Origin of the sequence: Kitasatospora sp. GP30 (genome assembly GCF_029892145.1) — a bacterium.
Lineage (GTDB): Bacteria > Actinomycetota > Actinomycetes > Streptomycetales > Streptomycetaceae > Kitasatospora > Kitasatospora acidiphila.
The window spans coordinates 1-13,327 of sequence record NZ_JARZAH010000074.1 but is presented as its reverse complement, the minus strand read 5'-3'; the positions used below and the strand labels follow the sequence as shown (position 1 = coordinate 13,327).

12 protein-coding genes and 1 rRNA gene are annotated in these 13,327 nt (G+C 71.2%); 12 read left to right on the top strand and 1 reads right to left on the bottom strand.

Going from position 1 to position 13,327, the window contains the following annotated elements:
• The 12 genes from rrf to P3T35_RS39585 all read left to right on the top strand — a co-directional run.
• A 5S ribosomal RNA gene (gene rrf, locus P3T35_RS39640) occupies positions 1-76 on the top strand; the annotation flags it as partial.
• 120 nt (positions 77-196) lie between these two features.
• On the top strand, positions 197-805 hold the full coding sequence (locus P3T35_RS39635) for a CDP-alcohol phosphatidyltransferase family protein (RefSeq protein ID WP_101379090.1): 609 nt from the start codon (positions 197-199) through the stop codon (positions 803-805).
• Positions 806-931: 126 nt separating this feature from the next.
• Complete coding sequence (locus tag P3T35_RS39630) at positions 932-3,427, top strand: sugar phosphate nucleotidyltransferase (RefSeq protein ID WP_101379089.1); 2,496 nt, start codon at positions 932-934, stop codon at positions 3,425-3,427.
• A gap of 99 nt (positions 3,428-3,526) precedes the next feature.
• Positions 3,527-4,543, top strand: a complete 1,017-nt coding sequence (locus P3T35_RS39625) for a DUF881 domain-containing protein (RefSeq protein ID WP_280709735.1) — start codon at positions 3,527-3,529, stop codon at positions 4,541-4,543.
• On the top strand, positions 4,540-4,872 hold the full coding sequence (locus P3T35_RS39620; RefSeq protein WP_101379087.1) for a small basic family protein: 333 nt from the start codon (positions 4,540-4,542) through the stop codon (positions 4,870-4,872). The genes P3T35_RS39625 and P3T35_RS39620 overlap by 4 nt, the downstream gene beginning before the upstream one ends.
• Before the next feature lie 12 nt (positions 4,873-4,884).
• The gene (locus tag P3T35_RS39615) at positions 4,885-5,823 is read left to right on the top strand and encodes a DUF881 domain-containing protein (protein ID WP_101379086.1); all 939 of its coding nucleotides are present in this window, start codon (positions 4,885-4,887) and stop codon (positions 5,821-5,823) included.
• Between the two features lie 334 nt (positions 5,824-6,157).
• Positions 6,158-6,898, top strand: a complete 741-nt coding sequence (locus P3T35_RS39610) for an FHA domain-containing protein (protein WP_280709751.1) — start codon at positions 6,158-6,160, stop codon at positions 6,896-6,898.
• Between the two features lie 118 nt (positions 6,899-7,016).
• The gene (locus P3T35_RS39605) at positions 7,017-7,787 is read left to right on the top strand and encodes a MerR family transcriptional regulator (protein ID WP_101379084.1); all 771 of its coding nucleotides are present in this window, start codon (positions 7,017-7,019) and stop codon (positions 7,785-7,787) included.
• 59 nt (positions 7,788-7,846) lie between these two features.
• On the top strand, positions 7,847-8,320 hold the full coding sequence (locus tag P3T35_RS39600) for a bifunctional nuclease family protein (RefSeq protein WP_101379083.1): 474 nt from the start codon (positions 7,847-7,849) through the stop codon (positions 8,318-8,320).
• 254 nt (positions 8,321-8,574) lie between these two features.
• Positions 8,575-9,258, top strand: coding sequence for a MerR family transcriptional regulator (locus P3T35_RS39595; RefSeq protein ID WP_280709732.1), 684 nt, complete (start codon positions 8,575-8,577; stop codon positions 9,256-9,258).
• A gap of 96 nt (positions 9,259-9,354) precedes the next feature.
• Complete coding sequence (locus tag P3T35_RS39590; RefSeq protein WP_101379082.1) at positions 9,355-10,035, top strand: ElyC/SanA/YdcF family protein; 681 nt, start codon at positions 9,355-9,357, stop codon at positions 10,033-10,035.
• A gap of 36 nt (positions 10,036-10,071) precedes the next feature.
• Positions 10,072-11,475 (top strand): DNA polymerase IV, encoded by a 1,404-nt coding sequence (locus P3T35_RS39585; RefSeq protein ID WP_101384839.1) that lies wholly within the window; start codon positions 10,072-10,074, stop codon positions 11,473-11,475.
• A gap of 82 nt (positions 11,476-11,557) precedes the next feature.
• Here P3T35_RS39585 and P3T35_RS39580 read toward each other — a convergent pair whose 3' ends face one another.
• Positions 11,558-13,054, bottom strand: a complete 1,497-nt coding sequence (locus P3T35_RS39580) for an MFS transporter (protein WP_101379081.1) — start codon at positions 13,052-13,054, stop codon at positions 11,558-11,560.
• Positions 13,055-13,327 lie beyond the last annotated feature (273 nt).

The window sequence follows — 13,327 nt, the reverse complement described above, 5'->3', positions numbered from 1 at the left end:
GAACCCGGAAGCTAAGCCTTACAGCGCCGATGGTACTGCAGGGGGGACCCTGTGGGAGAGTAGGACGCCGCCGAACAATTCTTCAGAAGAAGCCCTCACCGGGCCAACGGTCTCGGTGGGGGCTTCTTCGCGTTCACTCGCACGGCCGGGTAAAGTCGGCCCAGAAAGTCGCCGTACGGACAGAGGAGGCCCCCGGGTGGAGGTCCAGGAGAGGCGCGTCCAGACCGACCGCGTCCTCACCATCCCGAACATGCTGAGCATGGCCCGACTGGTCGGGGTGCCGGTGTTCCTGTGGCTCATTCTCTGGCCGGAGTTCGGCGGGCCCAAGAACGACGGCTGGGCGCTGCTGATCCTGGCGTTCAGCGGGGTGAGCGACTATCTGGACGGCAAGCTCGCCCGTCGGTGGGGGCAGATCAGCCGGCTCGGACAGCTGCTGGATCCGCTGGCCGACCGGCTCTACATCTTCTCGACGCTGCTGGGCCTCACCTGGCGCGGCATCCTGCCGTGGTGGTTGACCGCGATCCTGGTGGCACGTGACGTGTTCATCAGCGCACTGCTGCCGATTCTCAACCGGCATGGATACGGTCCGCTGCAGGTGAGTTTTCTCGGCAAGGCGGCGACCTTCAATCTGATGTACGCCTTTCCGCTTCTGCTGCTCGGTCAGGGCCATGGGTGGATCCACAGCACGGCCGCCGCGGTCAGCTGGGCTTTCATCGGATGGGGCACCGTGCTCTACTGGTGGGCGGCGATCCTCTATGCGATGCAGACGCGACAGATCGTCAAGGGAACTGTCACGGGCGGCTAGCCGGGAGGCTAATCGGGCCGACTTTTCGCGCGGATCCGCGAGTCGGATGATTTCAGCCGGGTAGAGGTGTCCTGGAACGGTTTGATGGATGAGGAGTCCATTGCCGTGAAGGAGGACGCACCCGCAATGAAAGCCGTTGTGATGGCAGGAGGCGAGGGAACCCGTCTCCGCCCGATGACTTCGAGCATGCCGAAGCCGCTGCTACCGGTCGCCAACCGCCCGATCATGGAGCATGTGCTTCGGTTGCTCAAGCGGCACGGCCTCACCGACACCGTGGTCACCGTCCAGTTCCTCGCCTCACTGGTGAAGAACTACTTCGGTGATGGCGAGGAGCTCGGCATGAACCTCACCTATGCGAACGAGGAGGTTCCGCTCGGCACCGCCGGCAGCGTCAAGAACGCCGAGGACGCTCTCCGTGACGACTCCTTTCTGGTGATCTCCGGAGATGCCCTGACGGATTTTGATCTTACCGAGCTGATCGCTTTCCACCGGAGCAAGGGCGCTCTGGTGACGGTCTGTCTGACGCGTGTTCCCAATCCGCTGGAATTCGGAATCACCATTGTCGACGACGACGGGCGGGTGGAGCGCTTCCTGGAGAAGCCGACGTGGGGTCAGGTCTTCTCCGACACCGTGAACACCGGCATCTATGTGATGGAGCCGGAGGTCTTCGACTATGTCGCGGCCGGCACCCCGGTGGACTGGTCGAGTGACGTCTTCCCACAGCTGCTCAAGGAGGGCAAGCCGGTCTACGGCTACGTCGCCGAGGGCTACTGGGAGGACGTGGGCACCCATGAGAGCTACGGCAAGGCCCAGGCCGACGTGCTGGAGGGCAAGGTCGACGTCGAGCTGGACGGCTTCGAGATCTCCCCGGGCGTCTGGGTGGCCGAGGGCGCCGAGGTGGATCCGGAGGCGATCCTGCGCGGCCCGCTCTACATCGGCGACTACGCCAAGGTCGAGGCCGGCGTGGAGCTGCGGGAGCACACCGTGCTGGGCAGCAACGTGGTCGTCAAGCGCGGCGCGTTCCTGCACAAGGCGGTGATCCACGACAACGTCTACGTCGGGCCGCAGACCAATCTGCGCGGTTGCGTGGTCGGCAAGAACACCGATGTGATGCGCGCGGCTCGGATCGAGGACGGCGCGGTGATCGGCGACGAGTGCCTGATCGGTGAGGAATCGATCATCGCCGGCGCGGTCCGGGTCTACCCGTTCAAGACCATCGAGGCCGGCGCCTTCGTCAACACCTCGGTGATCTGGGAGTCGCGCGGGCAGGAGCACCTGTTCGGCGCCCGAGGCGTCTCCGGCATCATCAATGTGGAGATCACCCCGGAGCTGGCGGTGCGGCTGGCCGGTGCCTATGCGACCACCTTGAAGAAGGGTGCCACCGTCACCATCGCGCGTGACCACTCGCGTGGTGCCCGTGCGCTCAAACGAGCGATGATCTCGGCGCTGCAGACCAGCGCGATCGACGTCCGGGACTTGGAGAACGTGCCGCTGCCGGTGGCCCGGGTGCACACGGCGCGGGGGAGTGCGGGCGGGATCTTCCTGCGGACCACCCCTGGCGTGTCCGACTCGCTGGACATCCTCTTCTTCGACGAGCGCGGCGCCGACCTCTCGCAGGCCGGGCAGCGCAAGCTCGACCGGGTCTACGCCCGCCAGGAGTTCCGCCGGGCGTTCCCGGGCGAGATCGGTGACCTCACCTTCCCGTCCAGCGTCTTCGACTCCTACGCGGGCAGCCTGCTGCGGGCCATCGACACCCGCGGGGTGCGGGAGGCCGGCCTCAAGGTGGTGGTCGACACCGCGCACGGCAGCGCCGGGCTCGTTCTGCCGAGCATCCTGGGCCGGCTCGGCGTGGAGGCGCTGAGCGTCAACAGCGGCCTGGACGAAGCCCGGCCGACCGAGGACGCCGACGAGCGCCGTGCGGGGCTGGCCCGGCTGGGCGCGCTGGTGTCCTCGTCGCGGGCGGCCTTCGGGGTGCGGTTCGACACCGTGGGCGAACGGGTCTCGTTCGTCGACGAGTTGGGCCGGGTCATCGAGGACGATCGCGCGCTGCTGGTGCTGCTCGACCTGGTCGCCGCCGAGCGGCGCACCGGCCAGGTCGCGCTGCCCGTGACAACTACCAGGATCGCCGAGCAGGTCGCGGCCTACCACGGCACCCAGGTGCGCTGGACCAGTACCTCGCCGGACGACCTGGCCAAGGCGGCGGCCGCCGACGGCACCATCTTCGGCGGTGACGGGCGCGGCGGCTATGTGGTGCCGGAGTTCAGCGGCGTGCTGGACGGCGCGGCGGCCTTCGTCCGACTGGTCGGCCTGGTGACGCGGACCCAACTGACGCTCAGTCAGATCGACGCCCGGATCCCGCAGGCCCACATTCAGCGGCGGGACGTCGCCACCCCGTGGGCGGCCAAGGGCCAGGTGATGCGCGCGGTGGTCGAGGCGGCGGGCAACCGCACCCTGGACACCACGGACGGTGTGCGGGTCGTCGAGTCCGACGGCCGGTGGACCCTGGTGCTGCCCGACCCGGCCGAGGCGGTCACCCATCTCTGGGCCGAGGGGCCGGACGACGAGGCCACCCAGGCACTGCTCGACGAGTGGGCGGCGGTGGTCGACGGCGCGGGGCGCTGACGGCCCCGAACACCGTGCGGCGAGTGCGCTGCCGGGCGTAGGCCCCCTGCCACGGGGGCTGTTCGCCCGGCGGCGCGCTGCCGTGCGACGATGTCCCGCATGCCAGCGACGCGATCACCGAACGAGCGGAACGGCCGTTACACCCGTCCCGACGCCTCGATGACGCTGCTGAACACGGTGATGGACCAGAGCCTGGACGAGGGCTACGCCGCGGCCGCCCGGGCCCGGGGCGAGGAGGGCCGGCGCCGACTGCCCACCACCACCCGCGGCAAGCTGGTGCTGGCACTCGGGTTGGCGCTGGCCGCCGTGGTGGTGACGGTCAGTGGGGTCAATGCGCACGAGTCCGAGCCGGCGCTGGCCAAGGAGAAGGACGCACTGGTCAAGCGGGTCACGGACGCCACCGCTGCCGCGGACAAGCTGCAGCGCGATGTCGAGGCGGCCCGCACCCAGGTCGAGCAGCAACAGCAGCGGGCGCTGAGCCAGAGCGGCGGGGACACCGGACTGACCGCCCTGAACGGCACCGTGGGGACCGGGGCGGTGACCGGCCCGGGGGTGAAGCTGGTGATATCCGACGCGTCCGACAGCAGTACGGACGGCGGCATAGATCCGCGCACCTCGGGCGGCTTCGGCGGCGGTCGGCTGCGCGACCGGGACCTCCAACTGGTCGTCAACGGGCTCTGGGAGGCCGGGGCGGAGGCGATCGCGATCAACGGGCAGCGGCTGACCGCACTTTCGCCGATCCGGGCCGCGGGCGACGCGATCCTGGTGAACAACCGTCCGCTGGTGCCGCCGTACACGCTGCTCGCCGTCGGGGACGACAAGCGGCTGCCGGGTGCCTTCCAGGACAGCATGGGCGGTCACTACCTGCGGCTCCTCCAGGACAACTTCGGTATCAAGGCGACCGTCAGCGGCCAGCACGCTGTGGACCTGCCGGCCGCGGTGGGCTTCACGCTGCGGCTGGCGGTGCCGGAGTCGCCGAGCCCCAGCCCGAGTACATCCGGCCCCGGCCCCGGGGCGTCCGGTTCCACTCCGTCCAGCCCCAGCCCGGCCGGCCCCGACGCCGGCAGCTCCGCCGCGCCTTCCACGTCCTCTACGACAGGAGTTCCCAAGCCGTGATCGCCGTACTGGGCCTGGTGGCCGGAGTGGTCGTCGGGCTGTTCGTGCAGCCCTCCGTGCCGTCGGCCGTCGTGCCGTACCTGCCGATCGCCGTGGTGGCCGCGCTGGACGCGGTCTTCGGCGGAGTGCGGGCGATGCTGGACGGCAACTTCGATGACAAGGTCTTCGTGGTCTCCTTCCTCTCCAACGTGGTGGTGGCCGCGCTGATCGTGTTCCTCGGCGATCAGCTGGGCGTCGGCTCGCAGCTGTCCACCGGCGTGGTCGTGGTGCTGGGCATCCGGATCTTCTCGAACGCGGCGGCCATCCGGCGCCATGTGTTCCGGGCCTGAGGGCGGGCGCGCATGAGCGACCAGGACGACGTGAACCCGGACGAAACCGAGGACGAGCAGCAGCCCGAGCCGGAGCAGGCACCCGGCACCACCCCTGACCCCGAGCCCACCCCCGAGCCCGAGTCGGCCGCAGACCCGGAGCCGGCCGCCGACCCCGATCGTGCCCCCGAGCCCGAGCCCGAGCCCGAGCCCGAGCCCCAGCCGCCCGCCGAGCACCCCCAGGCCCCCTCCGACGGCCGCAAGCGCCTGCGCAGCGCGCTCTGGCCGCCCCGCATCTCCCGGGGCCAGCTGGTGGTGGCCCTGCTGCTCTTCGCGCTCGGCCTGGGCCTGGCGATCCAGGTCCGCTCGACCAACGACCACAGCGCCCTGCGCGGTGCCCGCCAGGAGGATCTTGTTCGGATCCTCGACGAACTGGACAGCCGTCAGCAGCGTCTACAGCAGGAGAAGTCCCAGCTCGACCAGTCCCTGACCCAGCTGCAGAGCAGCTCCAACCAGGCCAAGGAGGCCCAGGAGCAGACCCGGCAGAAGGCTCTGGAGCTCGGCGTGCTGGCCGGGACGGTCAAGGCGACCGGTCCGGGCATCGTACTGACGGTCGATGACCCCCAAGGGCAGGTCAAGGCGGATATGCTGCTGGACACCCTGCAGGAACTCCGAGCGGCGGGGGCGGAGGCGATTCAGATCAACGATGTCCGCGTGGTGGCCCACACCTACTTCACCGACGTGCCGTCCGGCGGCGTGCAGATCGACGGCAAGACCGTGGCACAGCCCTATCGGTTCACGGTGATCGGCAACCCGCAGGATCTGACACCTGCTCTGAACATCCCGGGCGGCATCGTCCGTACCTTGGAGAAGGAGCAGGTGGCCACCAATATCTCGGAGCAGCAGAAAGTGACGGTGGACGCGCTCGTGGTGCCGACTCCGCAGCAGTTCGCCAAACCGGCGGCGAAGTGACGCGCCGCCCGCCCTCCTCCCAAAGACCTGCGCTGACGGTCCGTCGGCTGCACCACCGCTCACCTGCGTGGTTGAGTGGGCCCCGGTGCGTCGGCCGCGAACGCCGTCGGCCACACTGTGCAGTACCACTGTTGTCGTTGCGCCGGCCGGCGGCCGGATCGGCGGCTTGTCCGAGCTTCTCACCCTGCCCCGCGGGCGGGTCTGTTTCACGCAAGGGGATTCGCCCGTGAGTTTTTTCTCGAAGCTGTTCGGCCGTAACAACCGCCGCGCCGCCGCGGCGGAGGCGCCCACCGCGCGTCACCGCCGGGAGGACGAGGGCGGCCAGCTCCCCGGCATGCGCCCGGCGCCGCAGGACGGCTACCAGACGGCCGGTGACCGGCCGCTTTTCCGTGACGGCGGCTACGGCGCGTCGGTTGACCCCTCGGGTTCGCCGCGCATAGGTTTCCCGGCAGGACCCTCAACCTCTGGTGGAGGGTTTGGCTCGGATTCCTACGCCGGGCACGTCCCTGGGGGAGTGCCGCGCCAGGAGGCTGCGAACATGACCGGCCAGATCGTCTGCCCGCGCTGCGGTAACCACAACCCCGCTTCCGCGCGGTTCTGCAACAACTGCGGGACGCCGCTGCGGGTTGCCGGTGCGGAGAGCGCGGTCGAGACCACCTCGACCATCTCGATCTCCGGCCTGGAGTCCTACGACCCCAACGCCACCAGCACCGGCGCCACTCCGGCGCTCTCGCCCGAGATGCTGGCCGCGATCGACGCGCTGCCCCCGGGCTCGGCGCTGCTGATCGTGCTGCGCGGGCCGAACTCCGGCAGCCGGTTCCTGCTGGACGCCGATGTCACCACGGCCGGCCGCCACCCGCAGGGTGACATCTTCCTGGACGACGTCACCGTCTCGCGCCGGCACGTCGAGTTCCGCCGGCAGCCCGGCGGCGGCTTCTCGGTCGCCGACGTGGGCAGCCTGAACGGGACGTACGTCAACCGGGAGGCGATCGACGAGGTCGCGCTGAACAACGGTGACGAGGTGCAGATCGGCAAGTACCGGCTGGTCTTCTTCGCCGGACCGCAGCACTACTGATCCAACGCCACCGGGTCGGCCGCACGGCCGGCCCGGTGCCATCGGCGGGGCATTCTTTTTCGGGCACGGACGGGCACGGCAGGCGGGGGTCGCACACGACGTCGGCAGGAGAGCGCGAATGACCTCGAATCAGACCGTGACATCCCCCCGCCGCCCCGGGGCCGTGCAGCCGCACGGCGGTGAGCGGCGCGGGGCGGAGCTGCTCAGCATCGGCGCGGTGCTCGCCTGCCTGCGCGAGGACTTCCCCGAGGTCACCATCTCCAAGATCCGCTTTCTGGAGGCGGAGGGACTGGTCGAACCGCAGCGCACCCCGTCCGGCTACCGCAAGTTCGGGCCGGCCGACGTGGAGCGGCTGGCCTATGTGCTGCGGATGCAGCGCGACCACTATCTGCCACTGCGGGTCATCCGCGAGCACCTGGACGCGATCGAACGCGGCGAGGCCCCGCCCGCGCTGCCCGGCGCCGACGCCCGCCCCGGCCCCCGCGACGAGGCCGACCGGGAGCTGGAGGCGCCCGCCGGCGGCGTCCGGCTGGGCCGGGCCGAGCTGCTGGCCGCGGCCGGAGCCGAGGAGCGGGACCTCGCCGAATGGGAGTCCTACGGCCTGGTGGCGGCCGGTCCGGACGGCGGCTACGACGCTGACACCCTGCAGATCGCCCGGCTGGTCGCCGAGCTCGGCCGGTTCGGCCTGGAGCCGCGCCACCTGCGCCAGGTGAAGGCCGCCGCCGAGCGGGAGATCGCCTTGGTGGACCAGGTGGTGGCCCCGCTGCGCCGGCACCGCAACCCGCAGACCAGGGCGCACGCCGAGGCCACGGCCCGCGAGCTGGCCACCCTGGCGGTGCGGCTGCACGCCACCATGGTGCAGGCCGGACTCCGTGGCCGGGGGCAGTAGTGTCCCGGCCGGACCCGGCCGCGCTTTCCTATCTCGCCCCGGGGTCATAGGGTTGCCTTGTGAATGAGCTCGACGTCGTGGGTGTCCGGGTGGAGATGCCCTCCAACCAGCCGATCGTCCTGCTGCGCGAAGTGGGGGGCGATCGGTATCTGCCGATCTGGATCGGCCCCGGCGAGGCGACCGCGATCGCCTTCGCCCAGCAGGGCATGACTCCGGTGCGCCCGCTGACGCACGACCTCTTCAAGGACGTGCTGGACGCGCTCGGCCAGCAGCTCACCCAGGTGCGGATCACGGACCTGCGCGAGGGCGTCTTCTACGCGGAGCTGGTCTTCGCCGGCGGGGTCGAGGTGAGTGCCCGTCCGTCGGACGCGATAGCCCTGGCGCTGCGCACCGGCACGCCGATCTACGGCGCGGAGGCGGTGCTCGCGGAGGCGGGGATCGCGATTCCGGACGAGCAGGAGGACGAGGTCGAGAAGTTCCGCGAGTTCCTCGACCAGGTGTCGCCGGAGGACTTCGGCGGCAACGCCCAGTAGTCCGGCCCCGGGCTCCCGATCGGCCGTTTCGCCCACACTCCGGTCGTGTTCGACCCGCAGTCGATCAGCTGTTTTGCCAAAGTGTTCGGTCCTACCCACACTAGGGGCACGCGAAACCACTCGTGTGAGTGATGACGCTTCGCCGGTCCGGCGTGGCGATCGTTGACGCGTCTCGGACCACTGCCTACCGTCATGGATGGCAGCCGGGGCGTGCCCCGATCCCGGCGCCGGAGCACCGATGGACGGAGGTTGGCATGAGCAGCAGCGGCGATGAGGCGGCCGTGACGGGCCCGTGCGCCCTCCATCTGCCCCGGGAGCGCCGGGGCCTGGGCGGCAGGCCGTTCCCCACGCAGGCCGCCGAGACGGTGGCCGAGCTGCCCCGGGTCGGCCGCTTTCCGGCGGTCCAGGCCGGGCAGCCCGCGATCGAGCGGATCGGCCCTTCCTCCGACCTGCTCGGCTACCGCGGCCCGACCGCCTGCGCGGCGGCCGGCATCACCTACCGCCAGCTGGACTACTGGGCCCGCACCGGCCTGCTGGAGCCCAGCGTCCGCACCGCCTATCCGGCCGGCGCGCAGCGGCTCTACAGCTTCCGCGACGTCCTGGTGCTGAAGATCGTCAAGCGGCTGCTGGACGCCGGCGTCTCGCTGCAGAACATCCGGGTGGCTGTGAGCCACCTGCAGTCCACCGAGCTCGGCGAGCTGGCGGGGCTGACCCTGATGTGCGACGGCGCCACGGTCTACGAGTGCACCTCCCCGCAGCAGGTGGTCGATCTGCTGAAGGGCGGCCAGGGTGTCTTCGGGATCGCGGTCGGCGCGGTCTGGCAGGAGCTGGAGGTGACCCTCGGGCGGTTGCACGCCGAGCGCACCGACACCGGTGAGACCCTGCTCGGACAGGATCCGGCCGACGAGCTGGCCCGCCGCCGCAACCGCGCGGTCTGACGGCCGCTCACTTCCGCGGCCCGCGGGAACCACTCGGACGTCGGCGGTCGTCCGCTCCTGACGACGGATCATGGCGGTCCGGCCGAAGGGGGGATCATGCGGGTTTCCGGGGTGCTGCGCGGGCGGCGACGGCAGCGGCGGGCGTTCCAGGTGATGGTGCTCGCCTGCCTGCTGGCGCTGGTGCCCAGCGGCTGGGAGTTCCTCACCCAGAGCTCGCGGATCCGCACCGTCGCCGATGTGCCGGCCGAGCCGGTGGCCGTGGTCTTCGGCGCCCAGGTGGTCGGCGAGGAGCCCTCGCCCTATCTCGCGGCCCGGCTGGACGCTGCCCTGGACCTGTACCGCGCGCACAAGGTGCAGGCGATCCTGGTGACCGGCGACAACAGCCACCCCGACTACAACGAGCCGGGCGCGATGTACCAGTACCTGGTGGACCACGGGGTGCCGGCCGTCAAGGTGGTGCGCGACTACGCCGGCTTCAACACCTGGGACTCCTGCACCCGGGCGCGGCGGATCTTCGGGGTGGACCACGCGGTGCTGGTCAGCACGGACTACCACGTGCGCCGGGCGCTGGCGCTCTGCCGGGCGGCCGGGATCGACGCCTACGCGGTCGGGGCGCCGGAGCCGCACGACCTGACCTGGTACACCGGGTCGGTACGGGAGCTGCCGGGAGCCGGGAAGGCGCTGTTCAGCGCGGTCTTCACGCCCGACCCGGCGCTGCTCGGGCCGTCCGACCCCGGTGTGACCCGAGCCCTGGCGGATTCCTCGGGCCGCCGCTGAGCCCGGTTGTCGTACCCGTGCGCGATCATCAATGGTGTGCGCCCCCTGCCGAGCATCCTGCACCTCGACATGGACGCCTTCTTCGCCTCGGTGGAGCAGGCGGCCAAGCCGAGCCTGCGCGGCAAGCCGGTGATCGTCGGCGGGCTCGGCCAGCGCGGCGTGGTCTCCACCTGCTCCTATGAGGCCCGGGTCTTCGGGGTCCGGTCGGCGATGGCCATGGCGGTGGCCCGCCGGCTCTGCCCCAACGCCGCCTACCTCTGGCCCCGGTTCGTCGCCTACCGGGAGATCAGCGAGCTGGTGATGGCGATGCTGCGGGAGCTGTCGCCGCTGGTCGAGCAGTTGAGCGTGGACGAGGCCTATGTCGACCTGGCGGCCGGGCTGTACGGTCCGGTGCTGGCCGAGGCGACCCTGGCCGAGGGTGTCGAGCTGATCCGGGCGATCGCCGAGGACCTGCGGGCCGACATCGAGCGGGCCACCGGGCTGACCGCCTCGGTCGGCGCGGCCTCCTCCAAGCTGATGGCCAAGATCGGCTCCGAGCAGGCCAAGCCCAACGGGCTGGTACTGGTGACGCCGGGTCAGGAGCGCGCGGTGCTCGGGCCGTTGTCGGTCCGGGCGCTGCCGGGAGTGGGCCCGGCGACCGAGCAGGCGCTGCGCCGGGCCGGGCTGCTGACCGTCGCCGAGGTGGCCGACCAGTCGGAGGAGGAGCTGGTCCGGCTGCTCGGCCGTGCGCACGGAAGTGGCGTCGCGCTGATGGCCCGGGGGTTGGACGGCCGCGCGGTGGTGCCGGACCGGGACGCCAAGTCGGTTTCGGTGGAGGACACTTACGAGGTCGACCTGATGGAGCGCGACCAGGTGCTCTTCGAGCTGGACCGGCTGGCGGCCCGCTGCGTGCGCCGGCTGAAGGCGGCCGGGCGGTCCGGGCGCACCGTGGTGATCAAGGTCCGGCGGTTCGACTTCTCCACCCTGACCCGGTCCGAGACGCTGCCCGGGCCGACCGACGACGCCCGGGTGATCGCGGGCACCGCCCGCCGGCTGGCCGGGCAGGTGAGCCTGGCCGGCGGCATCCGGCTGCTCGGGGTGGGCGTCTCCCAGCTCGCCGAGTACACCCAGGAGGACCTGTTCGCCCAGGCCGCCGCCGAGCTCGCCGAACAGGAGGGGGAGGGCGACGACGAGTCGGACGAGTCCGACGCCGAGGCCCCGCCGACGGCCGCGGCCGGGCAGCCGTTCCGCGAGCAGGTCTGGCTGCCGGGGCAGGACGTGGTGCACGCGGAGCACGGGCGCGGCTGGGTGCAGGGCAGCGGGGTGGGCCGGGTGACGGTGCGCTTCGAGACCCCCGACTCACCGCCGGGTCGGGTCCGCACCTTCCGGATCGAGGATCCGGCGCTGACTCCCGCCGAGCCGCTGCCGCTGCGCCCGCGCGGACCGTCCGAACAGCCGTGAGCCCCCATCCGGGATGCCGGATGGGGGCTCAGTGGGTGCCGGGGCGGCCGATCCCTGGGCGGCCCCGGCTACGGCAACCTCGTCAGGCGCCGGTCTTGGTGGGCTGCTTGGCCGGAGCAGCCGGAGCGTCGGCCGGCGGCTGGCTCGGCCGGGCGGTGCGGATCGCGAACGGCACCACGGCGGCGATCAGGCAGAGCGCGGCGGCGACCCAGAAGGCGTGCTTGTAGGCGTCCAGGGTCGGGATCTGCATCGGGATCATCTTGGCGATCTGCGGCGGGAACTTGATGGAGTCCCCGGTCAGGATGGCGCCCATCACCGCGGTGCCGATGGCACCACCGACGGTGCGCAGCACCGCGTTCATGCCGTTGGCGATACCGCTCTGCTCGGCCGGCACGGCACCGTTGATGTAGGCGGGCATCGCCGCGTACGCCATGCCGACGCCGAGACCGAAGAGGCCGGAGGCGAAGTAGATGTCACCCTCGGTGCCGTGACGCAGTGCCAGGTAGGCCATCGAGACGGCACCGAAGACGCCGCCGAGCACCAGCGGCAGGCGCGGACCGCGGCGGGCGATCAGCATGGCGCCGACCGGGGCGGCCACCATCGAACCCAGTGCGGAGGGCAGCAGCAGCACACCCGCGTGCAGCACGGTGGCGGTGAAGCCGTAGTGCGCCAGCTTGGCCGGGGTCTGGGTGAAGTTGCTGATCACCAGGAACGAGCCGTACATCCCGAAGCCGATCAGCAGGCCGGCCACGTTGGTGAAGGCGACGGCCGGACGGGCCATCATCTTCATGTCCACCAGCGGGTGCGCGACCTTGACCTCGACGATGCCCCAGATCAGCGCGACCACGGCGGCGACGGCGAACAGGCCCAGGGTCTTGGTGGAGGTCCAGCCCCACTCGTTGCCGCGGCTGACCGCGACCAGCAGCGCGGAGAGCCAGCCGGCCAGGGTGAGCGCGCCCAGCGGGTCGGCGCCGCCGGCGCGGTCGACCACCGGGTCCTTGGGCACCCGCACCATCACCAGCAGCACCGCGATCAGACCGGCGATCAGGCCCATCCAGAAGATCGACTTGTAGTCCCAGTGCTCCAGCAGCAGACCGGTGGCGACCAGGCCGAGGCCGGAGCCGACACCCATCGAGGCGCTGATCGCGGCGACACCGCCGGTGACCTTCTCGCGCGGCAGCTCGTCACGGACGATGCTGATCGCCAGCGGCAGTACGCCACCGCCGGCGCCCTGCAGCACGCGGGCGACCACCAGCATCGAGAAGGAATGGGTGGCCACCGCCAGGCCGGAGCCGAGCACCAGGCCGGCCAGCGAGATCAGCAGCATCGGCTTGCGGCCGCGCAGGTCGCCGAAGCGGCCGAGCAGCGGGGTGAGCACGGCGGCGGAGAGCAGGTTGGCCGTCATCAGCCAGGTGATGTTGGAGCCGGAGACGTTCAGCTCCTTGGCCAGCGAAGGCAGGATCGGCACCACGGCTGTCTGGATCACGCTGTAGGCCAGCATCGCCAGCACCAGAGCGGGCAGCACCCGGGCACTGCTCGGTTTCACGGCCGTGGCGGCGGGCTGGGCGGCCTCACTCACGGATGGCTCCTTCACACGGGTGCCAGGACAGCCCGAGGACTGCTTCAGACACGCGACAGTTAATCGACTGAAGTAACGATCCGAGAAGTGCTTCAGTTTGTCAAATATCTACCGCTGAAGCTTCCCCGGTGCGGCATGCCGCGGCCCCCCCCCCCCCCCCGGGGGGGGGCGCCGCCCCCCCCCCGGGGGGCGGGGTGGGGGGGGGCCCCCGCCCCCGCGCCCGGGGGGGGGGGGGTGCGCCCCCGCCCCCCGCCGCCCGGGGCCGTGGGGCCC